This is a genomic window from Vibrio sp. TRT 1302 (assembly GCF_050113875.1).
Classification (GTDB): domain Bacteria; phylum Pseudomonadota; class Gammaproteobacteria; order Enterobacterales; family Vibrionaceae; genus Vibrio.
Genome location: NZ_JBNJOF010000001.1, coordinates 226,924 through 250,151, shown reverse-complemented (window position 1 = coordinate 250,151; position 23,228 = coordinate 226,924). Strand labels below are relative to the sequence as shown.

Below are 23,228 nucleotides of genomic sequence, written 5' to 3'. Positions count from 1 at the left end.
CATCATCCTTATTTAAGCTTCTTTAGTTCTTCGTTAAGCATTGGCAAATCAAGCCCTTGATCTGCGGCACATTGTTTTGCAATCTCGTAACCCGCGTCTGCGTGGCGCATTACGCCCGTTGCAGGGTCGTTGTGCAATACGCGTGCGATACGCTCTGATGCGTCCTGACTGCCGTCACAACAGATCACCATACCTGAGTGTTGAGAGAAGCCCATACCAACCCCACCACCGTGGTGAAGTGAAACCCAAGTTGCTCCCCCTGCAGTGTTCAGCAGAGCGTTAAGCAGTGGCCAATCCGATACGGCGTCTGAACCGTCCATCATGCCTTCTGTTTCACGGTTCGGACTCGCTACTGAACCAGAGTCTAGATGGTCGCGGCCAATGACGATAGGGGCTTTAAGCTCGCCATTCTTAACCATTTCGTTGAATGCTTGACCTAGACGCTCTCGATCTTTCAGACCTACCCAACAAATTCGCGCAGGAAGACCTTGGAACTGAATACGTTCTCTCGCCATATCGAGCCAGTTGTGAAGATGAGGATTATCTGGGATCAACTCTTTTACTTTTTGATCTGTTTTGTAGATATCTTCAGGGTCACCAGAAAGTGCTGCCCAACGGAAAGGACCAATACCTTCACAGAATAGAGGGCGAATGTATGCCGGTACGAAACCAGGGAAATCAAAGGCATTCTCTACACCATTTTCCAATGCCATTTGGCGGATATTGTTCCCGTAGTCGAGTGTTGCTGCGCCGCGTTCTTGAAGCGTCAACATGGCTTTAACTTGAATCGCCATTGATTCTTTGGCTGCGTTGACCACTGCGGCTTCATCTTTTAGACGCATTTCAGCAGCATGTTCCATAGACCAACCAATCGGTAAGTAGCCATTCAATGGATCGTGAGCAGAGGTTTGGTCAGTAACAACATCTGGTGTGATATTACGTTCCACCAACTCAGGGAAGATGTCGGCAGCGTTGCCTAGTAGGCCGACTGATACAGGGGTATCCGACTCATAGATGATAGCAAGCGCTTCATCCAGACTTGTTGCTTTTTTATCAACGTAACCAGTACGCAGACGGTAGTCGATACGTGACTCGTCGCATTCCACGGCAATCATTGAGAAACCTGCCATAGTCGCCGCTAGCGGTTGAGCACCACCCATACCGCCAAGACCACCAGTCAGAACCCAGCGACCGTTTGCGTTACCGTCAAAGTGTTTTTTAGCAACGGCGACAAAAGTCTCATAAGTACCTTGAACAATGCCTTGTGAACCGATGTAGATCCAGCTGCCAGCGGTCATCTGACCGTACATCATCAGACCTTGTTTATCTAGCTCGTTAAAATGTTCCCAGTTCGCCCAATGAGGCACTAAGTTTGAGTTAGCGATTAACACGCGTGGCGCATTTTTATGAGTCGGGAACACGCCGACAGGTTTGCCTGATTGAACGACTAGAGTTTGATCTTCCTCTAGGCGTTCAAGCACTTCAACGATTTTATCGTAACACTCCCAGTTGCGCGCCGCGCGACCAATACCACCATACACGACTAAAGAATGCGGATGCTCGGCAACGTCTGGATCTAAGTTGTTCATCAGCATTCGAAGCGGGGCTTCTGTTAGCCAAGATTTTGCTCTCAATGTCGTGCCGTGTGGCGCGCGAATGGTTCTATTCGTATCGAGACGCTTATCTTCTACTTGGCGTTCCGTCATGGTAAGACTCCTTGTGGTTCACGTTATTCAGGCAAAAAGGGGGCTAGGGCGCTTATGCACCGTTAACGCTAGCCTCTGCCTGATGGGTTATTATTTTTCGGAAAAAGCGTTTGCTATGTCCCAGCAGAGTCGAGCCGCTAGACGTGCTGTCTGGCTGTCGACATCATAAGTTGGGTTGTATTCGGCAATATCCGCTATGACCAGTTTTTGCTTATAATGCAGAATTCGTTCAATAAATGGCGCAAGCATATCGATACTGACTCCTCGCGCTGCTGGTGCACTCACCCCAGGGGCCGTCGCCGCAGGGAAGACATCCAGATCTATGGTCAGGTAGATGTAGTCACACTTATCGATAAAATGCTGTAACTGAGTTAGGTGATAGACGTGGTTTAAATGAGCCAGATCTTTATCCTCGACGTACCACACATCCAGCTCATCCGCTCGTTTAAATAGTGCTTCGGTGTTGCTCGCGCGGCTAACACCTAAACATGCGTAATGAAACGGCCAATCGTGAGTCGCACAGTAGCGCTGGATTTGATTAAACGGGGTACCTGAACTCGGCTTAACTTCGGCGTGTTCACTTTCGAAAGCACGAAGATCGAAGTGAGCGTCGAAGTTGATGATGCCGATTTTGGGTGGTTTGGCTGGGTTTAGATATTCAAAGTACTTCGCCAGCCCCTGAAATGAAGCCCACGCGACTTCGTGCCCCCCGCCTAAAGTGATCACAGGCGTTGATTTTAAAGCTGTGGCGATTATGTCAGCACATTGGGCCTGACTTTGCTCGAGTAAGTCGTCGTCACAAATGACATTGCCTAAGTCGATTAAGGCACTCTGTTTGTGCCATGCCATATTTGCTAGGGCTCGACGAATGAGATCTGGAGCCTTACGTGCGCCAATACGGCCTTTATTGCGAGCGACGCCGGCATCACTACAAAAGCCTAACAAACTTACAGCATTGTGATACGGTTCGAGCTCATCAACTCTGAGCTGTTTAATCACATGATGCACACGCTTACCGAGTGCTCCATCTTCCGCATCGTGGCGACCTTGCCAATGGAAATCTTGGTTGGTAACGACATGATTAGACATGATCTAACTCTCCGGCAACAAGACGCGCGGACAATCTCGGTGCGCCTTGGAAATAGCTAAACTCGGCAGGATGTTCAACATCCCAGATCGACAAGTCCGCATCAAAACCTGGGGCAATTTGACCTCTGCTTTCACCGTAGCCCAGCGCTTGAGCAGCATTCGCTGTTACTCCACGCAAGGTTTCTTCTGGTGTCAGGCCAAATAGTGTACAGCCCATATTCATCATCATCGTCAAATCTGCAAAAGGTGACGTACCTGGATTCAAATCCGTAGCAATCGCCATCGGCACGTTATGTTGACGAAGAAGCTCGATAGGCGGTAGCTGGGTCTCTTTTAGGAAGTAAAAAGCACCCGGCAGTAAGGTTGCAACCGTGTTTGATTGTGCCATCGCGGCGACACCTTTCGAGTCGAGAAATTCAATGTGATCAGCAGACAGGCCGCCATATTTGGCAGTTAACTCAGTACCACCAAGATTGGATAGTTGTTCGGTATGGCCTTTGATTTTTAGGCCATGTTCAATGGCTGTGACAAACACGCGTTCAGTCTGCTGTAGGTTGAACCCAATGGACTCACAAAATACGTCTACACTCGTCGCCAACTTTTCTTCGGCTACTTGAGGAATGATCTCTTGGCACACGAACTCGATATAGTCGTCCGCACGTCCACTAAATTCAGGCGGCAAGGCATGCGCGGCAAGTAATGTGGTCGAAACACGAATTTTGCGGTGAGCTTCGAGAGCACGCGCAGCGCGCAACATTTTGATTTCGTCTTCTATGGTCAATCCATAGCCTGACTTCACTTCGACAGACGTCACGCCGCTAGCAATCAGACCATCTAAACGGGGCAATGCCAGCTCCGTCAATTGATCAACACTCGCTGCGCGGGTGGCACGCACAGTGGACAGAATACCACCACCTTGTTTCGCGATTTCTTGGTATGGAACGCCTTTAAGACGCTGTTCGAACTCGTCTGCACGGCTACCAGCAAACACAAGATGAGTGTGACAGTCGATAAATCCCGGCGTGACCAGTTTCCCTTCGCAATCATATGTATTGATCTCAGGAGAGATAGCCGATTCGCTTAACGATAGGATTTGGCCTTGTTTGATATGAATATTGCTCAGAGGCGAAACGGCATAGCCACGGCTCCCCTGAGTCATAGTGACCACTCTAGCGTTGGTTAAGATGATTTCATCAACAGAAGACTTCATAGTAATACTCATAATCAAATGTATATACAAATACTGATTCAAGTTTGCTAAATGATCAAGTGCAATGTTGCAAAAATGTGATCAGTCAAAAAGTATGAAATGCTCTAAGGAAGGAGAACTTTAGAGCTTAATTTGTATCTCGTGCCAGGATGATAGAGTAATGCAGTGCTGACGAGTTTTTCTTGGCTCCATGTTCTGCGGTTAAGCAGCAGACAAGGCTCATTAATCGCAAGGCGAAGAGCTGCGCGCACGCTTTCGTCAGCAACGATAGCTTCAACCGTATGCTCTATCGCGCTGAGAGGACAGTTTTCTGATAAATATTGGTTGGGCGTGATCTGCGTAAAGTCTTGTTCTAAATAGTTGGGCGCATAACTTGCGTTCACCCAGCGCAACTCAAGTTGTATGGGAGATTTGTCTTCAAAGTGAATGATTTCACTGTAGAAAACATCACTTCCTAACATGACGCCTAGCTTCATGGCGACGACATCATCGGCGGTTAATGCCAGTTGTTTAACCACTTTACTGCTGTATGCTTTACCACGCTGTTCAACTTCTTTAGCGATGTTACGAATATCGAGTAACGGTGATTCCGCTTTGTCGTCAGGAGCACAAACAAACGTACCGAGGCGAGGGCGTCTGACTAAACGTCCTTCTGATACAAGGTCTCGTATCGCTTTGTTTACCGTCATACGACTGACGTCAAACTGCTTCGTCAGTTCAAGCTCAGTGGTAATACGATGGCCGACAGGCCAATATCCTTGATCAATTTGCTCGACAATATACCGTTTGATCTGGAGATAAAGGGGAGAATTGCTCATAATATTAAACTTTATAATTGACTATACAAATGGTTATACATTTGTGCCTAGATTGCAAGTATCGACCCCATTTAAGCCAATGAATTGGCTTCGAGCGCACGTTTTCTCACATCATTAGTGAAGAAACGACTTGATATCAGTCATTGAGCGCGTTAGATCAGTAACGGCAACAAAATCACAAGGATTTACTATGTTTGGAAAGTTAAAAGCTTCGTTGGGTATTGGCGCGGCCAAAGTGGATACAGTGCTAGAGAGTATGTCAGTCATGCAAGGTGACACACTAAAAGGCACGGTTCATATTAAAGGCGGGGACGTTGAGCAGCAAATTGACGCCATTAATCTTAAACTGTGTACTGAAGTAAAGGTCGAAAGTGAAGACAGTACCAGTTATCAGGAATTTATTTTAGCCAAACTTCAAGCGGTACAACCATTTGTCATTCAGCCAAATGAGTACAAGCAGGTCCCTTTTGAAATGCGTCTTGATGAAGAAACGCCAATCACGGCGCTCAATGCATTAAAAAATCAGTGTCATGTTTGGGTAGAAACCACTCTGGATATCGATTTTGCTATCGATCCAAAGGATAGGGACTTTGTCGAAGTGAGACCTTTACCTGTGGTGGCAAAAATCCTTTCTGCAATTGAGCAAGCGGGTTTTGGAATGGTAAAAGCAGATGTAGAAAAAGGCTTCTTACGTGGCGGAAACTTTAGCTCAAAATCGGGTTGTTATCAGGAAATTGAGTTTCGCAATAGTGGTTTTATAAGTAGCAAAGAGATTGAGCTTTCGTTTGTATTAGAAGGCGCAACAGTGCATTGCTTAGCGGAAGTGGACCGCTCTTTGAGTATCCGTGGTGATCAATATCTCTCATTTTCTCTCCAGCGCCAAGCTTCTGATGCCGAAATTGCTGCGGCGGTGAACCGTATTCTCGCTGTCTAACTGGTCTGCCCGCCGAAACGATATCGGAAGGCAATGCCAAACGCGATGTCAGTGCTGTTGTCAGCGTTAAACATATTTTCTACCGCAGTGATCTCTACTGCGGTGTTTTTTAGCGTATAACGATAGCCGATGGTAAATTCGGTTGAAGGTTTTGAAAACTCTCCATTGTCTGCAGTGATCCCTTGGTGGATATTAATTTGGCCTATAAAAGCATGGTGTTCAAACATCTGATACTGATAACTGCTGCCCATTGACCAAGTGGTACTGCGATAGGGCATTTGAGCAAAGACAGTCGGCGTATTGCGAAATGTTAACGCTAACGTGGTGTCTAAAGCGTGTTTATCTCTTCGGTAGCCGTAGTTGGCCTGTATCGCTTGTTCGAACTCTGAGGAGCTAAAAATGCCGTGTTTGGTATCGTTGTAATAAAGCGATGCCCCCACAGATAAACCGTGATGCTCTTGGGTAAACAACTGATACTGCAAATAACCAGTGATAGCGTGACTGAGGGTTTCGCCGCGAAAATCTTCCAGTTCGATACCATACTCAGGCATATTGATAACAAAGCGATTGTTATTAACCTCTTTTCTACCGTTCTGTTCCAGTGAAAACCAGTCATGAAAAGCGATGGTTAGGCCGTCAAGGTGATTGTTTCCAGCGTAATTCCATCGGTAATGTAGATCGAGTTGCCACAGTGGGTCGAGTTGCCACTTAGCACCAAACGCGAGTTGATTTTGATAGTAATCGAGTTCGTAGCTAGAGGTAACGGCCCAAATGCTGGAAATGGTACCGGAAGTGTAGATCTCGCTTTGATCATCTTGCAGTGAGAAACCAGAGCGTAACTGAGGCGAAAGGCTGTTGGTATGAAATGGAGACTGGGTATAACTTTGTAGAGGGCCATAGCCATCATTACCGTAGGAAAGAATGCTGGTAAACAGGCTGAAAACAAGAGTGAGTTGCCAGACAGGAAACCGCATACTAAGCCTCCACCTATTATTGTTATGTTTATGATAACAATATAGTTTAAAACATGAGGCTTTGCTAAATAACGCAAAGAACTTGTCCCAGACGGGACAAGTTCTTAGTCATTAAGCGGCTCTTAGGTGAGTTGTGATGTAGGGTTGCCACGCATTTTGGTAGAGCTCTTTCGATTGGTGGCGCATGGTACGAATTTGTGCCTGTTCAATTTCGTTCATTTGGCGAGATTCCACCGCCGCTAATCGTTCTATCTTTTGGATCTGTTCGTAAAATTTATGTTCAGGACCATTCTTTACATCGGCGATAGCTTTAAGGTGAAGTTGCACCTCTGCAATTAGGTTCGTTTTTGGTAGTTTGACTAAAAGGTTGAGGTCGCGGTAACCCGAAGCAGCGGGTTTCTTAAAACGGTTTTTCACCTTAACCACAGTCGTTTCGCGGTTGAGTACTTCATAAGCCGCCATAAGACTTTCAATATCGTCGGCGACGATTGTTGCACGTGCGAGGTCGGTAATGCGCTGTGGCTGACCATCAAGCTCATAAGCGATCTTCTCTTTTGCTCTTTGCGCAGATTTTACTCCCGCGAAATAAGATTCAGTGGACGTTAATAGAGCGGTGCTTTTAACTAGAGTTTCGAGTTCAGCTTGAGCTTGATGGGCTTTGCTGTAAAGCACGTCGAAATCAGAATAGGGTTGAAGTGGCGTTGCTGACATTGACTGAATGCCGTAAAGGCCACTCAAGTTATGTCTAAATGCCTTGGAACACACTTCGTTCTGGTTGGTAGAACGATTTTCCTCGTTAGCTGGTGCGGTTGGAATAGCGGCAAATGCTGGGGCACGGCTGAGCATTAAAAGCATCAGGGCCGTAGTTCGCAAAAATAGGCTCATTCACTCTCCTTAGATGTGTCGGCTTAGCTAAAAGGTGTCGAAAAAGATTCAATCACTAAGTCCACTCATCTCTACATAGTAATGGGGGGTAGATTTCGCGTTTCCAATCGCTTGCTGAACCATAATGACAAAAGTTTGAACAGCATCTCATATCCTATGTAACTGTTTAGAGTACCGAGGTTTTTAAAGGTTCAGCGCGACTATGTAACCAAGTATAAACAGACTATATGAACTTAATCTGAATGAACTTTTCAGCTAAGAGCATTTGGCTATACCACTTCTTGATGCTTTCAGATAGGCTATGCGCTAGTAAGTCAGCAACAGAGAATGACAATGAGAGATCCCGAGTTTTGGCATGGCAAATGGGCCGCGAATCAGATTGGTTTTCATCTTGAAGATGTGAACCCATTACTTATTGAATATTGGCAGCACACGAAACCAAACCATGAGGATACGGTGCTAGTGCCTTTATGCGGAAAGTCTGAAGATTTGGTGTGGCTAGCGACGAAACATGCCGATGTGCAGGGCGTGGAGCTAAGCAACATTGCGGTGCGAGCTTTCTTCGCTGAACATTTCTATACGCCGATGGTGATGCCTATCAACGGTCAGCACGAACTGTTCCAGTTTGATGAGTTGTCCATTTACACCGGAGACTTCTTTACTGCCCCCCTCAAGCCTGTCGATATCGTCTACGATCGCGCTTCACTGGTGGCGCTGCCAGAAGAGATGCGAGTGGAATATGTTGCTAGGATTAAGTCGCTGCTCAAACCTGGCGGCAGAATTTTACTGGTGAGCCTTGATTATCCACAGGATGAGATGGCTGGCCCTCCGTTCTCGGTTGCTGAACAAGAGATTCGTGCGTTATTTTCTGAATTCAAAGTAACGCGACTCTACCGAGATGAAGCGGGCGAAGATCACCCTAAGATTGCCAAGAAGGGGTTAACTCTTTTTGCCGAGGAAGTCTATTTAATCGAAAGTGAATAGATGAAAAAGGCTTGGTTCAACCAAGCCTTTTCCTTTTGTGCGATGTTAGTAAAGTATGTTTACTTTGCTCGCACTCTCTACGGCGTCTTTAATCGCGGTTTCAATATCTTCGCGACGAGTGATTGCGACACCAAGACGGCGACGACCATCGATGTCTGGTTTGCCAAACAAACGAACTTGCGTTAAAGGCTGAGCTAAAGCATCAGCAACGCCTTCAAAACGAATGTTTGTCGAGGTTCCCTGACCTAAGATCACCGCTGAAGCTGCTGGGCCATATTGAGTAATGGCAGATATTGGCAACCCTGTAAATGCCCGAACGTGCAGAGCAAACTCAGAGCTATCTTGTGACATAAGAGTCACTAAGCCCGTATCGTGTGGGCGAGGGGAGACCTCATTAAAGATCACTGTGTCACCTTTGATAAACAGTTCGACACCAAAAATACCAAAGCCACCGAGTGCGTTGACGACTTTACCCGCTGCATCTTGAGCGGCTTCAAGCGCTGCATCTGACATCACTTGGGGCTGCCAAGATTCACGGTAGTCTCCATCTTCCTGACGATGACCAATCGGAGCGCAGAAATGAGTACCATCGACAGCGCGAACGGTTAACAGAGTGATTTCGTAGTCAAAGTCAATAAAGCCCTCTACGATGACTCGTCCAGCTCCGGTTCTGCCACCTTCCTGAGCGTAGTTCCATGCTTTTTCCACATCTTCGGCGTTTTTAATTACGCTCTGGCCTTTGCCTGAAGAACTCATAACGGGCTTACAAACACACGGAATACCGACTGCATCAACCGCTGACTTAAACTCTTGATAGGTATCAGCGAAGCGATAAGGAGAAGTGGTCAGTTGTAGCTCTTCAGCTGCGAGACGGCGAATACCTTCACGGTTCATTGTCAGCTTGGTTGCTTTTGCGGTAGGGACAACGTTAAGCCCTTTTGCCTCAAGTGCGACTAAAGTGTCAGTCGCAATGGCTTCAATTTCAGGTACAACGTAGTCAGGTTGCTCTTTGTCGATAATTGCCTGAAGGGCATCACCATCAAGCATGTCTAATGTATAGCTGCGGTGAGCGACTTGCATCGCAGGCGCATTTTCGTAGCGATCACACGCAATCACTTCAAGCCCTAGTCGCTGACATTCAATCGCGACTTCTTTGCCGAGTTCACCTGAACCAAGAAGCATCACACGGGTTGCATTTTTTGCTGTTGCTGTACCAAACATAATTAACCTTAAACTCTACGAGGATTAGCTGAATGGAGGCAATCATACTGATTGTGAAATAAAAAGCAAACGTTTGCGTAAGGTTTGCTGTAGTAAAATGGTCGTAAAGAACGGCAAGCGCTACTCGCGATTAAATTAAGTCGTATAAGGAATAGCTGATGGGGAAAATACTCGAGATCGCAATGGATCTTAAAGCGAATAACAGGATTATAAAAGGCGCTAGATTAGCGCCTTCGAGATGAATTAAAGTTCCAAATAACTCATTGGAATATCTGGATTAATTGCTTCCAGAGTGGATTGTGTATTCGCCAGATGGCTAATCGTACCACCTTCAGCTTCGACCAGTGCTGCCGAATCAATTTCCGAGAGATCTTGGCGGTCTAGTAGCAGTTGTACTAGGGCAACCTGAAGTGGAGGTAGGCTAGGGTTAAATGCCGCGTTTTCAGCGTAAGCCCCTTGGTAAACTTTGCCATTGTTCATCTTGATCGCAACACCACTCAAGTTATGAGTGTATGGAGCATGGCTGCGGTTAAGAGCGTCAATCGCTGCTTGAACCAGCTCATCTTGCTCATCACAGCTCTTGCCGTGATCGACGTTGGTCATTAGTGCTGATTTGATACCAAGGTCTGCTGGGCCAAACGATTCAGGGAGATATTCTTGTAGTGATTTACTGTCGCGCTCTGGTAACTGAATTCTCAGTTTATCTGCGGTCGAAAGCTCGTTCATAAATTGGCGACAATGGCCACATGGGCTAAAGTTGATGGTGATATCGGCAACGCCTTGTTCACCTTTCATCCATGCGTGGCTGATTGCTGATTGCTCAGCGTGTACAGTTTGGCCTAACTGCACGCCTGAGAACTCGACGTTTGCGCCAAAGTAAAGCTTACCAGAAAGACCACGGACAATGGCACCAACATAAAAGTTTGAAAGGGGTGCATAAGAGTAGGCCGCAGCGAATGGAAGCAGTGCTACACGTAGGTCAGCATCTTCCATTCCGGAAATAGTCAGTAACTGTTCAAACTGCTCGGCAGTGAGTGTCGCGTCAAAATCGTCAGCGAGAAGAATAGGCGATAAGAAATCTGCTACGTTTTTTGGCGCTTCTGACAGCGCTTGTTCAATGCGGCTTCTCATAGTGAATCCTTGTTTCAGCGTAATTGATATCTTTGAGCTTAGTCGTCAAAAGGGAAGAATAAACTCTGATATTGGTATTACATTTTATGTGAGACTCAAAAATGTTCAGAGATCTAAGTCACAATATTGTTTGTAATGAGATTTGTCGTTACATAATTAGAGTGAGCTCACACATGATAACGATTGCACGATTAAATTTTATGAAGTGTGTCGTAGCACGAAAGAGACGTAGGGCAAACGAGACGTCATCAGCTTAAATCCTAACGGTCATTTGGTTGCTCTACATCTGTACGTTGCCAGAAAGTATGGATTTTTTCCTGAACATCACGGTTTCCTAGAATACTGGTGTGGTTTTCATCAACCCCGAACAAAACATCAGCTTGGTTAATGGCTTCTAGGCGTAGTTGACTACTTAACAAAATAGAGCCGTCGCTACTGGCACCTCTTGAGGTTGGGTTCTTCTGATACGCAAAAACCAACAAATGTGGTGGTCTTTGGGTTTTACTTTGACTTGGAAAGAGAGATTGAATAGCCATTCCGTTCGGTGCCAAGTCTTTCCATGAAGGCATGACAACAGGTGAGTATTTTACGCCAGCTTCAGCAGATGAAACGCCACCAAACGGCGAGGCGATAGAGGTAAAAGAACGCACTAGCTCACAACGATTGCTGGCGCTACAAACGTTAAGATACCTTTGCGCGATGACACCCCCCATGCTGTGAGCGACAATATGGATCGGTTGATAGTGATACTCCTGGTGCAACTGGCGCATAATGCCGGCAATGGAATGCGAAAGAAGGGTATGAGAGAGCGCTGTTGGATAATTGATCACCCAAGGCTGATATCTTTCTTTGTCGAGTGAGGCGATCATTTGCTCGAAGTCTCGTCCACTTCCGCCCATGCCGTGAATATAGAGAACGGGAATTTTATCCTCGTGGTAGGGTTCCAAAAAGAAAAGCCCGACGTAATCATTATCAATAAACTGAAGGGGTTGCCACATCCCCATTTTTTTCGCTTGATCTGAGAAAGCTTCATTTTCCCAGCCTACCACTCTGCCAATTCGTTCGGGTTTTACTTCGAACTCAAGATAGGGCGTCGTTGCAAAACCATCGAGTTCAGCAACTCCGTCAGTAATCAAATTCGCGTGGTGAACAGTAAACTGATCGTCTGCAAGCTCTGTTTTGTAAAACAGATAGCTGGGCTCGTTATTTTGGTATATGAAATCTGAATTAACGTCTTCAAATACCAGTACAAACTTAGTCAGGTTGAAGAATGAAGGGAACGTTGCTTTGCTATTGCTCGGAATGGAATGAGCAGTAAGAACCCCATTTTGGTCAAGTGACTCTAATTGAAGAATAATGAACCGACTCTCTTCAGCGGTTTGCGGTGTGCTAATCGAGAACTCTTGATAGAGCTTATCTTTCTGTTCCAGATCAGATTGCAATGTCATTAAAGATCCACAGCCGTTGAGCAAGGTAATTAGACCAAGGCTAACTAAGCGTTTTGCATTCAATTTCTCACTCCTGCTGATATTCAAGCTCGAATCCAATCTGACTGTAATCTACTGTTTAATGGTCTTGAGATTATCAAAATATGATTGAATAATTTGGTGTAAATGCTGATTGAGAGGGTAGCCTCGCTTGGATTGCAAGTAACCGCCGCAAATCCGGATTTTTTGCATCTGTTTAGGTATCTCCGGTAGAGGGTAGGCTTGAAGACGATCATCAAGCAACGTCATATAACGACTACCGTACATGATTGCATCGGAAGTGCAGAGCTTATTGTTCAATACTCGAATACTGTGGGTGACAAGCGAAACTCTCGGTCGAAACCCTTTGGCAATGTACAGCTCTTCAACGGGGGCGCGTTTGGAATTAATACCGTCGATGATAACCCGTGCAAGAGGCAATGTGTGGATCGCATCCCAGTCAGAACTTACGCTGAGCACCGGATGGTCTTTACGCGCGATAACGCAAAGTTCAACTTCTTCTAAAGTGTGGCTATAAATTTCTTGTGGCAAAGGATAGCCTTCAAAGTGAATCAAATAGTCGATACCGCCATTTAACACTTCGGATAGCGATTGTTCTTGCCAGTAGACCATGCTGAAATTTGCCTGTGGAAAGACCTGACTCAGCGCATTGAAAATTCCATCTCCATGTAGTTCGAGAAAAAAGATATTCATGGCGATTTTTATCTGTCCATCGAAGGTTTTAGGCTCGAAGTTCTGGTAAGACTCTACCACTTTCATCAACGGTGTGAGCATCAGGTCGCTCGCTTCGGCCAGTCTCTCAGCCAACTCCGACGGTTCAACACCGTGCGCTTTTCGAATGAAAAGTTGTTCTCCAAACACATCACGAAGTTTAGCAAGTCCTCGGCTGACACTGGTTTGTGAGATCCCCAACCGATCGGCTGCCGCATGGGTGTTACGGGTTTCTACGACAACTTTTAACAGCTTTAACAAGTTTAAATCGAGGTCTTGTAGTTTGTTTTTCATGTTGTTTTATATGTTTCCAGTCTATGTACGTTGGGAGCTGATCTGATTTGGTTGGAGATGTTCATTTTGAGCTACGGCTAGCCCGTTGATTACTTTACAGTGAACGCTCGCTAAATGGGGAACGAGTACTCAAGAACATATCCCTAGGTCTCATTTTTAATCGTAGCAAATAACTACTATTGTATTGAGTCGCGGAGATAATTTGATGGATAAAGGTAGAAAACAGGCCACATAAGTGGCCTGTTTTTCTCTTAAGCTGACAACCAAACCGCTAGGGTAAAGAAGGAAGGCGCTAGTATTGAAGTGATAACCCCGCATACGACTAGGGCGAGAGAACTAAACGCAGCGTCTTGCGGATCTTTCTCCGCGCAGGTCGCAGTGCCAAGTGCGTGAGAGACGGTTCCCATCGTCAAGCCTTTTGCTATCGGGTGAGTGATATTCAGTAGGTTGTAGATTGGGTAGGCCATGATGGCGCCAAACAAACCCACAATCAGCACTAAGATAGCGGCAATAGCCGGTTCACCACCTAAGTGGCTAGAGACTTCCATAGCGATTGGTGTGGTTACCGATTTACCCAGTAAGCTCGCAATCAAAGAGATATCCGCTTTTAGGTAGACGGCAATCATACTGGCTGTAAACATCGACATGACACTGCCGACACCACAGGCAAGCATGATGATTCGCCAGTTAGCTCGGATTTGAGGTAATTGTTCGTATAGTGGGTAGGCGAGCGCAACAACAGCGGGTTGTAGCAGATAGTTGATCCAATGGTTGTCTGCGTAATAAGTCTCAAACGGGACTTTTAGATACGTGAGCAAAGGGATCAATACCGCGAGACTGACCAACAACGGGTTCATAAACGGGCTATTGAATTTTTGACATAACCAACGTGCTGAGAAGAAGACCGCAATAGTAACAAGTAACCACATTACTTTTGTCCTCCTTTAAGCATTCGGTCTAGCATCAAACCAAGCAGTACCAAGACGATAAAAGTACCACCGACAGCACTCGCTAAAATCGGCAGTGCATTGGCTATTAGCATATCGAAATGTTCCATCAATCCCACACTGATGGGGACGAACAGTAACACCATATAACGGATAAACATGGTTGCGCCGGGACGAACCCAGTGCGCAGGTACGAGCCCGCTAGCAAGCAGACTAAATAAAATCAGCATTCCAATAATGCTACCGGGGATAGAAATGTCGAGTAGGTGCTGAATGTTAATGCCGGCAACTAGGCACAAGAAGATCAGCCCCATAGACACAACAAAATGAAGCAAAGTTTTCGCCATAATCTAGTATTGTCCAACTGAAGAGCCTTAAACAGGGGGATAAGGCTCAATAAATTTTTATTTAGGCCCAATCCCAACTTCTATTGGTTATTTTGGTGATTGAGCGATCTTGTAGGGTGCAGGACTTGGTAACTATTATAATTTTTGACTACTAGGATACTCGCTTTTGCACGTATTGGTAGATGGATTTTAAGATTGCAATTTTCTTTTGGTCACTTTCATGCTCGTGAACCAAGTTCTCGAGATTTAGCATGTACTCTTCAATACGACTTTCAAAGTAATCTCGGCAGTGCGAAGCCCAGCGTTGTTGTTCTACTTCATCCAATGTCCACGGAAAGTTTCTAGCGCGGTAACGGAATAGCAGCGGTGCAATGCGTTGGTCGCTGAAGGCGATATCGAGTGCGGCGAGATTATTAGGATCCGTTTCTCGAATAATATCCATCGCAGCTTTGTCAGCAGGAGAGAAGAAACCATCGTAAAGCATGCCGTCTACGTCCGTGCTTTTTTCGTACTCTCGCTCAATCGCGTAAATACCAATGAGCTTTTCTCGAACTTCAGGATGCTGTCGCAATAGTGCTAGGTTTTCTAGGCATTTTTCGCGGTTGATACCAATTTTTTCTGCGTTGTCTGCTGTCAATGTTTTCGCGGGCGCTAGGATCGGACACTTGTTGAGGTGAACCAGCTTAACTGGCACAGGCAACTCATCTGGCGCTAAGTCCGAATGCCTAGTGTAAAGACGTTGGTTGAGCTGTTCGGTATCCAGATCGAGCAACACCTGCGGATCTTTGGCCAAATCAACGCAGATTACCGCGTTCTGGTTAGTTGGATGCCAAGCGACAGGTACGATCCAGCTAGTGTAATTACACTCTTTACCTAACATGCCTGATACGTGCATCAGGGGCGTCATGTTAACGATATCGATAAGTTCATTGAGTTTACGCTTGTGGCGCATACTTAAAAAGTAATCGAACAGCTTTGGTTGTGCCGCTTTAACTTTCTTTGCCATCTCGATTGTTGCGATCACGTCTGCCATCGCATCGTGTGCATTCTCGTGTTCGATGCCGTTCGCTTTAGATAAGTGCTCAAGCTTAAAGCTAATAAAGCCCTCTTCATTCTCAGGCCATTGAATACCTTCAGGGCGCAGGGCATAACACGCTCGCATCACATCAAGCAAATCCCAGCGAGAGTTGCCGTTCTGCCAGCTCCAAGCATAAGGATCGATGAAGTTGCGGTAGCAGGTGTAACGAGTCACTTCGTCATCAAAGCGGATACTGTTGTAGCCGAGGCTTATGGTATTTGGTGTGGCTAACTGTTGGTGAATCTTTGCAATGAATTCAGGTTCACTCAGCCCTTTAGTTTCAGCTGTTTGAGGGGTGATGCCCGTTATCAGCGCCGCTTCAGGGGAAGGCAGGTAGTCAGCGGGTGGTTGGCAATAGATAACCAGTGGTTCACCGATGATATTGAAGTCCATATCGGTGCGAACGCCTGCAAACTGACACGGACGATCTTTAGCAGGGCTGGTTCCCCACGTTTCGTAGTCGAAGAAGAAAAACGTAGGCTGATGCTCTTGTTGCATTATCTGATTACCAAGTGTTTAAAATTCACCGTGGTATTAGACCATTGCAACAAGGTCAAGGCAATCGGGTTAAGTCGATATCAGGTTGAGTGGTAGAAAAATGGCCGATCTTTGCAAACGGATCACTGATACTGATGGATCAGTCGGCGCATGTCGCTGCTGTCGAGTATCTCCAATGATTTACTTGAATGTGCAAATAATTGGTACTGCATCGCTTGGGCGACTTCAGCCGCGTCGATTGGAATGAGTTTGGACAACGGGCCGAGCATGAGTGGTTTTAGAAAGGTCATCATCGTTTGAATCACCACCTCGTCTTTACGTGGGATCTCACGTAAGCCTTTTAATGGTCCTGGTCGTACAAATACTACTCGTTCAAATCCCATTCGTTCTATGGCGAACTCCATTCGTCCCTTGCAACGTAGATAATGAGAAAATGAACGTACCGAAGCACCATAGCTAGAGACGACCGCAAGTTGTTTCACGCCGAGCAGTTTCATCTCCTGAGCGACATCACAGACCAACTCATAATCGACTTTTTCAAGCGCTTGCTTCGAGCCTGCCTGCTTTAGGGTTGTTCCTAAGCAAATAAAACCAAACTCAGGCTGTGGCTTTTCGTCATCCCAGTTTTGGATTCGAAGTTCGGGGTGCTGGATCACTTCGAGTTTGGGATGGAAAAAAGGGAGCTCTCGTCGACTCAGAGCGTAGATGTGATCGATAGGAGTCTGATCTAACATCTGCTTAATGAGTTCGTTGCCAATCAAGCCAGTAGAACCAGCAATTATTATGGTGAGGGAGTTAGCTTGTTCCAAAGCCTACGTACCTTGTCCGTTGATGTGATTTACCACGCGTCATCGCATAGCTTGAGACAAGCAAGCATCTAACAAAGCGGTAATAATTTCTGTGATCGGATCTTGGGATTGGCCAATAGTCCCTAGAGTGGTAGGGGGGAATGGCTGAAATGGGAGTGACTTGGCGTATTGGGCTTTATCGACCTCGCCCGAATGGCGAGGTCTGTTCGTAACGTCAGGTTAATGACAAAGGTACTTTCTTTTGGTTACGTTGTTGTGGCTTGTTTTGTTTCTGTTTTTTTGACTGTTGATTGGCAAACATACAACCTCCTTGCACATCAAGTGGGAGAAAACAGTGATACGGCTAGATCAATGCACACTTTGTGCCGTTATAAATGCACTCCCTAAACTAAAAGATAGGACTTTTGGGTGAAAAATTGCACTTTTGGACGCAATCTCAGAATCTTTTTGACAGTTCATCGAGTTTTTGGGAGTCGGTTAGGGGTGTTAACTGTATGATTTCACGTTACACTCAGCGCAAAGGATTCGGCACTGAAGGACAATCGATGAATATTGAGCTAAGCACTCTAGCACCTACCCAAATTTACCACTTAATGACTCAGACCATTATCCCAAGGCCGATCGCTTGGGTATTAACTGACTCCGACCAAGGTCGTTACAATCTAGCGCCATTTTCCTATTTTACGCCGGTATCCAGTAATCCACCGCTGCTGATGGTTTCTGTGGGTAAAAAGCCAACAGGCGAAGTGAAGGACACGACGCGAAATGTATTAGAAACGGGGCGTCTTGTTGTTCACATAGCGCAGCAATCACAGGCCGAAGAGGTGACTCAAACTGCGGCAACCTTACCCCATGGTGAATCAGAAATTGAAGCGACTGGCCTAGACTTGGTTGATTTCGACGGCTTTGAACTGCCGCGAGTCAAAGGCTGTCCTATTGCGTTTGCATGTAAGTTAGTTGAAGTGAAAGAGATCGGTGAAACACCACAAAGTCTGATTTTTGTGGAGATCGAAAAGGTGTATGTGGACCCAAAAGTCATCGGTGAGCGCAGTGATCGCTTGGTTGTGGATGCTCTTAAAGTCAATCCGCTTTCCCGTCTTGGTGGTAGTCAGTATGCCACTATTGATAACGTGTTTTCAGTAGCGAGGCCAGAATAAGCGTTATGTTAGACCACAGTTATTCACAATCTATTTGGCATCGCATCAATCAGAAAACAAAACCGCTTGGTGCTTTAGGGCAGCTAGAGACATTGGCGCACCAATTGGCGCTGATCCAAAGTAATACAAAGGGTGACGTTGTCACTGATATTAAAATTACCCAACCGACAGCGGTTGTGTTTGCCGGCGACCATGGAATAGCAGATGAAGGTGTGAGTATTGCCCCCAGCGCGGTGACTCAGCAGATGGTGTTGAACTTTCTTGCTGGTGGGGCAGCGATTAACTGTTTTTGTCGCACCAATCAGGTGGCGTTAAAAGTGGTCGATTGTGGCATCTTAATACCTGTCGTCCATGATTCAGATGCCTTTATCGTCCAACGCCTTGGCGAGAGAACGAATAATTTGGCGCGTCAGGCGGCCATGACGCCAGAACAAGCAAAACAGGGTATAGAACTTGGTAAACAGGTGGTCAGTAAGATCATTGATTCAGGTTCGAACCTAGTGATGTTTGGTGAAATGGGAATAGGTAACACCAGCAGTGCCGCTGCGATTCTTTCAGCACTTAGTGGCCTGCCTGTTAGCCAATGTGTCGGTCGTGGGACGGGTATCACGGATGAACAGTGGCAAAAGAAAGTCGACTTGGTGGGTCAAGGTGTGAGTCGTTGTGAAGGGCTTGAAGTTATCGATGTCTTGTCGGAAGTTGGAGGCTTTGAAATTGTTCAGATGGTGGGTGGATTCTTAGCTGCGGCAGAAAGCAAAACGCCGGTATTGGTTGATGGTTTTATTGTCTCGGCAGCAGCCTATGCTGCTAGTTTGCTCAACCCAGATTGTCGAGAAATCATGATTTTTGCGCACCAGTCACACGAGGCTGGACATCAGTACTTATTGCAACAGCTAGACGCACAACCCTTATTAGATCTTTCTCTGCGACTGGGGGAAGGCACAGGTGCAGTACTGGCAATGCCATTGGTGCGTGCAGCTGCCGAGTTTTACAACAATATGGCGAGTTTTGAGCAAGCAGGAGTGGTCGTCGACTAATGTCTGCAATCAAGTATCAGTACCAGCTGTTTATGCTCGCATTAGGGTTCTTTTCTCGAATCCCCGTACCCGTATCTATTCCCTATAGCCCTGAGCGAATGAATCAGGCTGGGCGGTATTTTGCCCTTGTTGGATTGCTGCTAGGGGCCTTATGTGCTCTAGTGCTTTACGCTTCGCAGTTGTTGTTTCCGTCTCATGTTGCCATTGTGCTGATGATGGTGTTTAGCTTGTTTCTAACAGGGGCTTTTCATGAAGATGGCTTGACGGATATGGCCGATGGTATCGGTGGTGGTATGACGGTTGAGCGCCGGCTGGAGATCATGAAAGACAGTCGTATTGGTACTTATGGTGCTAGCGCGTTAATCATGACCTTGCTGGCGAAATATGTTCTGCTATCAGAGTTGATTCAGTCACAACAAATCTTATTAATCATTGTCGTTAGCTATGGTTTAAGCCGGGCTGTTGCCGCTTCACTGATCTATGATATGCCGTATGTCACAGACACGGATACGAGTAAAAGTAAGCCCTTAGCCGAACGACAATCTCGTCGAGAGTTAGTGATATTGTTACTCACGGGCGTGTTACCGTGCTGGTTACTTGGGGTGGGGCAAACACTCATTTTGATCGCTGTCCTTGTCCTGTTTCGAGTGTTGTTTAAGCGCTGGTTGATGGCAAGAATTGGTGGATTTACTGGTGATTGCTTAGGCGCAGCGCAACAACTGAGTGAAATGCTGATCTATCTCTCCTTGATAGCCGTACAGGGAATCAACTTATGACTGTCCATTTAGTACTCGGAGGCGCCCGTTCGGGTAAGTCGCGTTATGCAGAGTCGCAAGTTACTGCCATAGCAAGCAAAAAAGTGAAGCACTACGTCGCAACTGCGATAGCCTTTGATGAGGAAATGGTAAAGCGTATTGCACATCATCAGCAATCGCGAGGAAATGACTGGGTTGAGCATGAGTGCCCGATTGAGCTTGCGTCACTACTCGCTCGTTTTGAGTTCGGGGATGTCGTGTTGATAGATTGTCTAACGTTGTGGTTGAACAACATCATTTACAATCATGGTCAAACCTTGAGTGATGAGCAGATAAAGCGGCACGTCTCAGAGTTACAACAAGCGATTATCTCCTGTAAGGCAGACGTGATTTTGGTTTCAAATGAAGTCGGTCTCGGCGTTGTGCCATTGGGCGAAGTCTCGCGTCTATTTGTCGATCACGCAGGCTGGATGAATCAGGCTTTGGCTGAGGTCGCTCATCGCGTAACACTTATCGCGGCGGGATTGCCATTGATACTCAAACAAGTGGATGGAGCCTAGTGTGAGTCAACTCAAATGCATCAATGTATACCTGCTTAGACATGGCAAAACACTTGGTGATCCGGCTCTGTATGGTCACACCGATGTGTCGGTTGCAACAGAACATCAGCAGGCCATATATCAAAGCCTTATGAGTGAGGGGCTTGGTTTCGATACTCTGATCACTTCACCTTTAAAACGATGTAAAGAGTTAGCCGAGTTGATATACGACAACGCCAAACATCTCGATTATGTCGTCGCCCCTGAATGGCGCGAAATATCATTTGGTGATTTGGATGGAGTTCCTTTTGCAACGACACCAGAATCATGGCCAGTTTTTGAGACGTTTTGGCAAGATCCCGCGAACAACTCCTTGCCTAATGCGGAGTCCTTAGACATTTTTTACCAACGGATCTCGACAGCGTGGGATAAATTTATGCAAACTGTCGAAAAAGACACTCTCATCGTTTGTCATGGTGGCACGATCAGAATGATTTTAGCTAAGGTACTCAAGTTAGACTGGAGCAATCCAGCCCTTTATTCGAGCTTGAATATCGCCCACCATTCTTTAACTCATATACAAATCACCAAGGCTGAACAGAGCTATCCTCGGGTTTGTATGATAGGTAAACCGCTAAACGGATAGCTAAGGAAGTATCATGACCGCACCAAGCTGGGACTTGTCCATCGCTTATCAGGATTTGAACGACACGAAAATCGAGCAAGACATCGATTTGATCAGGCAGTGTATCCAGGCGCTCGGTATCCATGTTGATAATCGTGAGTCACCGTCAGTGACACAGAATGCGATTCAAACCAGCGAAGCTGCTGGAAAACTGTTGGCGACAATCAATACTTTTGCTCACTGCCACGCCTCTATTGATGCATCAAATGATGATGCCAAAAGCCTCATAGGCCGTGTAGCCAAGCTCAACTCTGAGTTGTCGCAAGCTTTTGCGCCGTACGAAAATACCTTAACCGTAGCGCCAGAGAGCTTTATTACTGACGTGCTCACTCACCCAAGTGGTGATGTTTATGGACAAGCTTTCCAGATAGAGTGTGCGCGTAAACAAGCGGCGACTAAGCTATCGGTAGCTGAAGAGCAGCTTCTGACAGCAATGCAAGTGGATGGTCGTGATGCTTGGGGGCGCCTGTATGACAACATCACAGGATCTCTACAGGTGACGTTAGAGGATGGGCAAGGTAGTAAAGTTGGTTTTTCTCATGCCGCGAGTTTGCTGTATGGGACGGACTTTGCGAGCCAAGAGCCCGCGTGGCGTGGTATACAGGCCGCGATGAAAGCTAACCAAGAATCATTTGCTGCGATCCTTAATGCCTTGGCTGGTTGGCGTTTAACGGAATATCAAAAACGTTCTAAGTTAACGGATGTCCATTTTCTAGATGCCAGTTTACATGAAAGCCGCATAGAGAGTTCGACTCTAGACACTATGATGATGACGGCTAAAGCCAATCGAAGCATAGGTCAAAAAGCTGGTCTATTAATGGCACGAGTTCATGGCTTACAAGAGATGCGTCCGTGGAATCATCTTGCGGGAATGCCTAGTATTACTAACGCAGAGCCTAAAGTGTATGCGTTTGATGAAGCGATTGAGATTATCCGTACCGCGTTTGCTCAAGTGGATGGTGAAATGGCGGAATTTGTCGATGTGATGGTTGAAAATGGTTGGATTGATGCGCAACCGACTGAAAATCGTCGTTTAGGCGCTTACTGCACCAAGTTTGCCGCCACACGTTCGCCTCTGGTATTCATGACTTGGGGAGGAAGTCGCTCGGATTTGCTCACCTTAGCTCACGAGTTGGGGCATGCGTTCCACAACTGGGTGATGCGTGATATGCCTTTATGTCAAACTCGCTACCCAATGACTCTCGCAGAGACGGCTTCAATTTTCGCTGAAAACATCGTTCGAGACTATTTGCTCGCTCAAGTGAGTAGCCGTGAAGAAAAACTCGAAATGTTGTGGGAAGAGCTGACATCCTGCTACGCACTAATGATCAATATCCCTGTGCGTTTTGAGTTTGAAAAAGCCTTCTACAGTCAACGTAGCCAAGGTGAACTGAGTCCGACTCAACTGTGTGATCTGATGAGCGAAACTTGGCAAGAGTGGTACGGCGATTCTATGTCAGAGCCAGATCCTTACTTTTGGGCAAGTAAACTTCACTTTTCTATCTCGGAAGTGAGTTTCTACAACTACCCATATTTATTTGGCTATTTGTTCAGCATTGGTGTTTATGCCCAGCGTGAGCGCAAAGGCGATCAGTTTTATAGCGATTACGTGAGTCTACTACGCGATACGGGCTCAATGATGGCGGAAGAAGTCGTTGAGAAACATCTCGGAATGGACTTATCACAAGCAGATTTTTGGCAACAGAGCATTGATCGAGTGAAAACTAAGATTGATGAGTTTGAATCCTTGTTAGATCAAAAATAATCATATCAAAATCATGATATTATCGGTTGGCCAAGCCAATGCTTGGTCAATTTGTACAGTGGAAGACCTATTTGCCACGTCTGTTAGTGGCAATCGGATAAATTGCAATGAGGCACATGATTGGTGTCAATAAGTGGGATCGCACCTACAAAATTTATCCGAACAAT

22 protein-coding genes are annotated in these 23,228 nt (G+C 46.2%); 8 read left to right on the top strand and 14 right to left on the bottom strand.

Translation table 11 applies throughout. From position 1 onward, the window contains the following. Positions 1–8: 8 nt before the first annotated feature. From hutU to hutC, 4 genes are all read right to left on the bottom strand, one after another. A complete protein-coding gene (gene hutU, locus ACQEXP_RS01095; RefSeq protein ID WP_426967617.1) occupies positions 9–1,706 on the bottom strand; it encodes a urocanate hydratase in 1,698 nt (565 codons plus the stop codon). A gap of 90 nt (positions 1,707–1,796) precedes the next feature. Further along, the gene (gene hutG, locus ACQEXP_RS01090) at positions 1,797–2,795 is read right to left on the bottom strand and encodes a formimidoylglutamase (protein ID WP_426967616.1); all 999 of its coding nucleotides are present in this window, start codon (positions 2,793–2,795) and stop codon (positions 1,797–1,799) included. Further along, the gene (gene hutI / locus ACQEXP_RS01085; RefSeq protein WP_426967614.1) at positions 2,788–4,005 is read right to left on the bottom strand and encodes an imidazolonepropionase; all 1,218 of its coding nucleotides are present in this window, start codon (positions 4,003–4,005) and stop codon (positions 2,788–2,790) included. Before hutI ends, hutG begins: the two co-directional genes overlap by 8 nt. A 104-nt stretch (positions 4,006–4,109) precedes the next feature. Then, the gene (gene hutC / locus ACQEXP_RS01080) at positions 4,110–4,823 is read right to left on the bottom strand and encodes a histidine utilization repressor (RefSeq protein WP_269376863.1); all 714 of its coding nucleotides are present in this window, start codon (positions 4,821–4,823) and stop codon (positions 4,110–4,112) included. Between the two features lie 190 nt (positions 4,824–5,013). Between hutC and ACQEXP_RS01075 the strand changes: the two genes are divergently transcribed. Further along, positions 5,014–5,757 (top strand): sporulation protein, encoded by a 744-nt coding sequence (locus tag ACQEXP_RS01075; RefSeq protein WP_426967612.1) that lies wholly within the window; start codon positions 5,014–5,016, stop codon positions 5,755–5,757. On the opposite strand, the gene ACQEXP_RS01070 is transcribed toward ACQEXP_RS01075, so the two are convergent. Then, entirely contained in the window at positions 5,754–6,731 is a 978-nt protein-coding gene (locus ACQEXP_RS01070) for a DUF3187 family protein (protein ID WP_426967610.1), read from the bottom strand. The two genes, ACQEXP_RS01075 and ACQEXP_RS01070, sit on opposite strands and share 4 nt — an antisense overlap. Before the next feature lie 111 nt (positions 6,732–6,842). Further along, complete coding sequence (locus ACQEXP_RS01065) at positions 6,843–7,616, bottom strand: RelA/SpoT domain-containing protein (RefSeq protein ID WP_426967608.1); 774 nt, start codon at positions 7,614–7,616, stop codon at positions 6,843–6,845. 333 nt (positions 7,617–7,949) lie between these two features. Here ACQEXP_RS01065 and ACQEXP_RS01060 point away from each other — a divergent pair, with 333 nt between their 5' ends. Further along, positions 7,950–8,600 (top strand): thiopurine S-methyltransferase, encoded by a 651-nt coding sequence (locus ACQEXP_RS01060; RefSeq protein ID WP_426968023.1) that lies wholly within the window; start codon positions 7,950–7,952, stop codon positions 8,598–8,600. A gap of 45 nt (positions 8,601–8,645) precedes the next feature. Here ACQEXP_RS01060 and purT read toward each other — a convergent pair whose 3' ends face one another. From purT to ACQEXP_RS01020, 8 genes are all read right to left on the bottom strand, one after another. After that, complete coding sequence (gene purT / locus ACQEXP_RS01055) at positions 8,646–9,821, bottom strand: formate-dependent phosphoribosylglycinamide formyltransferase (RefSeq protein WP_269376858.1); 1,176 nt, start codon at positions 9,819–9,821, stop codon at positions 8,646–8,648. A 243-nt stretch (positions 9,822–10,064) separates the two neighbouring features. Then, positions 10,065–10,952, bottom strand: coding sequence for a cytidine deaminase (gene cdd, locus ACQEXP_RS01050; RefSeq protein ID WP_426967606.1), 888 nt, complete (start codon positions 10,950–10,952; stop codon positions 10,065–10,067). 260 nt (positions 10,953–11,212) lie between these two features. Beyond that, positions 11,213–12,463, bottom strand: a complete 1,251-nt coding sequence (locus tag ACQEXP_RS01045) for a lipase family alpha/beta hydrolase (RefSeq protein ID WP_426967604.1) — start codon at positions 12,461–12,463, stop codon at positions 11,213–11,215. A 48-nt stretch (positions 12,464–12,511) separates the two neighbouring features. Further along, positions 12,512–13,444 (bottom strand): LysR family transcriptional regulator, encoded by a 933-nt coding sequence (locus tag ACQEXP_RS01040; protein WP_426967603.1) that lies wholly within the window; start codon positions 13,442–13,444, stop codon positions 12,512–12,514. 251 nt (positions 13,445–13,695) lie between these two features. Beyond that, the gene (locus ACQEXP_RS01035) at positions 13,696–14,373 is read right to left on the bottom strand and encodes a CidB/LrgB family autolysis modulator (RefSeq protein WP_269376854.1); all 678 of its coding nucleotides are present in this window, start codon (positions 14,371–14,373) and stop codon (positions 13,696–13,698) included. Next, positions 14,373–14,738: a CidA/LrgA family protein gene (locus ACQEXP_RS01030; RefSeq protein ID WP_269376853.1), complete on the bottom strand. Its 366-nt coding sequence runs from the start codon at positions 14,736–14,738 to the stop codon at positions 14,373–14,375. The genes ACQEXP_RS01035 and ACQEXP_RS01030 overlap by 1 nt, the downstream gene beginning before the upstream one ends. A 151-nt stretch (positions 14,739–14,889) precedes the next feature. Beyond that, positions 14,890–16,314, bottom strand: a complete 1,425-nt coding sequence (gene sbcB / locus ACQEXP_RS01025; protein ID WP_426967601.1) for an exodeoxyribonuclease I — start codon at positions 16,312–16,314, stop codon at positions 14,890–14,892. A gap of 122 nt (positions 16,315–16,436) precedes the next feature. Further along, the gene (locus ACQEXP_RS01020; protein WP_426968021.1) at positions 16,437–17,048 is read right to left on the bottom strand and encodes an oxidoreductase; all 612 of its coding nucleotides are present in this window, start codon (positions 17,046–17,048) and stop codon (positions 16,437–16,439) included. Between the two features lie 620 nt (positions 17,049–17,668). Between ACQEXP_RS01020 and ACQEXP_RS01015 the strand changes: the two genes are divergently transcribed. From ACQEXP_RS01015 to ACQEXP_RS00990, 6 genes are read left to right on the top strand one after another with little or no spacing between them, the layout of a single operon-like run. Further along, on the top strand, positions 17,669–18,280 hold the full coding sequence (locus ACQEXP_RS01015; RefSeq protein WP_426968019.1) for a flavin reductase family protein: 612 nt from the start codon (positions 17,669–17,671) through the stop codon (positions 18,278–18,280). A gap of 5 nt (positions 18,281–18,285) precedes the next feature. Continuing rightward, positions 18,286–19,317 (top strand): nicotinate-nucleotide--dimethylbenzimidazole phosphoribosyltransferase, encoded by a 1,032-nt coding sequence (cobT, locus tag ACQEXP_RS01010; protein ID WP_426967599.1) that lies wholly within the window; start codon positions 18,286–18,288, stop codon positions 19,315–19,317. Continuing rightward, the gene (locus ACQEXP_RS01005) at positions 19,317–20,093 is read left to right on the top strand and encodes an adenosylcobinamide-GDP ribazoletransferase (RefSeq protein WP_426967597.1); all 777 of its coding nucleotides are present in this window, start codon (positions 19,317–19,319) and stop codon (positions 20,091–20,093) included. Before cobT ends, ACQEXP_RS01005 begins: the two co-directional genes overlap by 1 nt. Then, positions 20,090–20,632, top strand: a complete 543-nt coding sequence (cobU, locus tag ACQEXP_RS01000; protein ID WP_426967595.1) for a bifunctional adenosylcobinamide kinase/adenosylcobinamide-phosphate guanylyltransferase — start codon at positions 20,090–20,092, stop codon at positions 20,630–20,632. Before ACQEXP_RS01005 ends, cobU begins: the two co-directional genes overlap by 4 nt. Further along, positions 20,622–21,257, top strand: coding sequence for a histidine phosphatase family protein (locus ACQEXP_RS00995; RefSeq protein ID WP_426967593.1), 636 nt, complete (start codon positions 20,622–20,624; stop codon positions 21,255–21,257). Before cobU ends, ACQEXP_RS00995 begins: the two co-directional genes overlap by 11 nt. A gap of 13 nt (positions 21,258–21,270) precedes the next feature. Further along, positions 21,271–23,061 carry a M3 family oligoendopeptidase gene (locus ACQEXP_RS00990; protein WP_426967591.1) on the top strand — a complete coding sequence of 597 codons (1,791 nt, stop codon included), beginning with the start codon at positions 21,271–21,273 and terminating at the stop codon, positions 23,059–23,061. Positions 23,062–23,228: the final 167 nt, after the last annotated feature.

Bases quoted from the DNA above. Each gene is read 5' to 3' on its own strand.
- hutU (WP_426967617.1), bottom strand. From the start codon at position 1,706: ATGACGGAACGCCAAGTAGAAGATAAGCGTCTCGATACGAATAGAACC.
- hutG (WP_426967616.1), bottom strand. From the start codon at position 2,795: ATGTCTAATCATGTCGTTACCAACCAAGATTTCCATTGGCAAGGTCGC.
- hutI (WP_426967614.1), bottom strand. From the start codon at position 4,005: ATGAAGTCTTCTGTTGATGAAATCATCTTAACCAACGCTAGAGTGGTC.
- hutC (WP_269376863.1), bottom strand. From the start codon at position 4,823: ATGAGCAATTCTCCCCTTTATCTCCAGATCAAACGGTATATTGTCGAG.
- ACQEXP_RS01075 (WP_426967612.1), top strand. From the start codon at position 5,014: ATGTTTGGAAAGTTAAAAGCTTCGTTGGGTATTGGCGCGGCCAAAGTG.
- ACQEXP_RS01070 (WP_426967610.1), bottom strand. From the start codon at position 6,731: ATGCGGTTTCCTGTCTGGCAACTCACTCTTGTTTTCAGCCTGTTTACC.
- ACQEXP_RS01065 (WP_426967608.1), bottom strand. From the start codon at position 7,616: ATGAGCCTATTTTTGCGAACTACGGCCCTGATGCTTTTAATGCTCAGC.
- ACQEXP_RS01060 (WP_426968023.1), top strand. From the start codon at position 7,950: ATGAGAGATCCCGAGTTTTGGCATGGCAAATGGGCCGCGAATCAGATT.
- purT (WP_269376858.1), bottom strand. From the start codon at position 9,821: ATGTTTGGTACAGCAACAGCAAAAAATGCAACCCGTGTGATGCTTCTT.
- cdd (WP_426967606.1), bottom strand. From the start codon at position 10,952: ATGAGAAGCCGCATTGAACAAGCGCTGTCAGAAGCGCCAAAAAACGTA.
- ACQEXP_RS01040 (WP_426967603.1), bottom strand. From the start codon at position 13,444: ATGAAAAACAAACTACAAGACCTCGATTTAAACTTGTTAAAGCTGTTA.
- ACQEXP_RS01035 (WP_269376854.1), bottom strand. From the start codon at position 14,373: ATGTGGTTACTTGTTACTATTGCGGTCTTCTTCTCAGCACGTTGGTTA.
- ACQEXP_RS01030 (WP_269376853.1), bottom strand. From the start codon at position 14,738: ATGGCGAAAACTTTGCTTCATTTTGTTGTGTCTATGGGGCTGATCTTC.
- sbcB (WP_426967601.1), bottom strand. From the start codon at position 16,314: ATGCAACAAGAGCATCAGCCTACGTTTTTCTTCTTCGACTACGAAACG.
- ACQEXP_RS01020 (WP_426968021.1), bottom strand. From the start codon at position 17,048: ATGTTAGATCAGACTCCTATCGATCACATCTACGCTCTGAGTCGACGA.
- ACQEXP_RS01015 (WP_426968019.1), top strand. From the start codon at position 17,669: ATGAATATTGAGCTAAGCACTCTAGCACCTACCCAAATTTACCACTTA.
- cobT (WP_426967599.1), top strand. From the start codon at position 18,286: ATGTTAGACCACAGTTATTCACAATCTATTTGGCATCGCATCAATCAG.
- ACQEXP_RS01005 (WP_426967597.1), top strand. From the start codon at position 19,317: ATGTCTGCAATCAAGTATCAGTACCAGCTGTTTATGCTCGCATTAGGG.
- cobU (WP_426967595.1), top strand. From the start codon at position 20,090: ATGACTGTCCATTTAGTACTCGGAGGCGCCCGTTCGGGTAAGTCGCGT.
- ACQEXP_RS00995 (WP_426967593.1), top strand. From the start codon at position 20,622: ATGGAGCCTAGTGTGAGTCAACTCAAATGCATCAATGTATACCTGCTT.
- ACQEXP_RS00990 (WP_426967591.1), top strand. From the start codon at position 21,271: ATGACCGCACCAAGCTGGGACTTGTCCATCGCTTATCAGGATTTGAAC.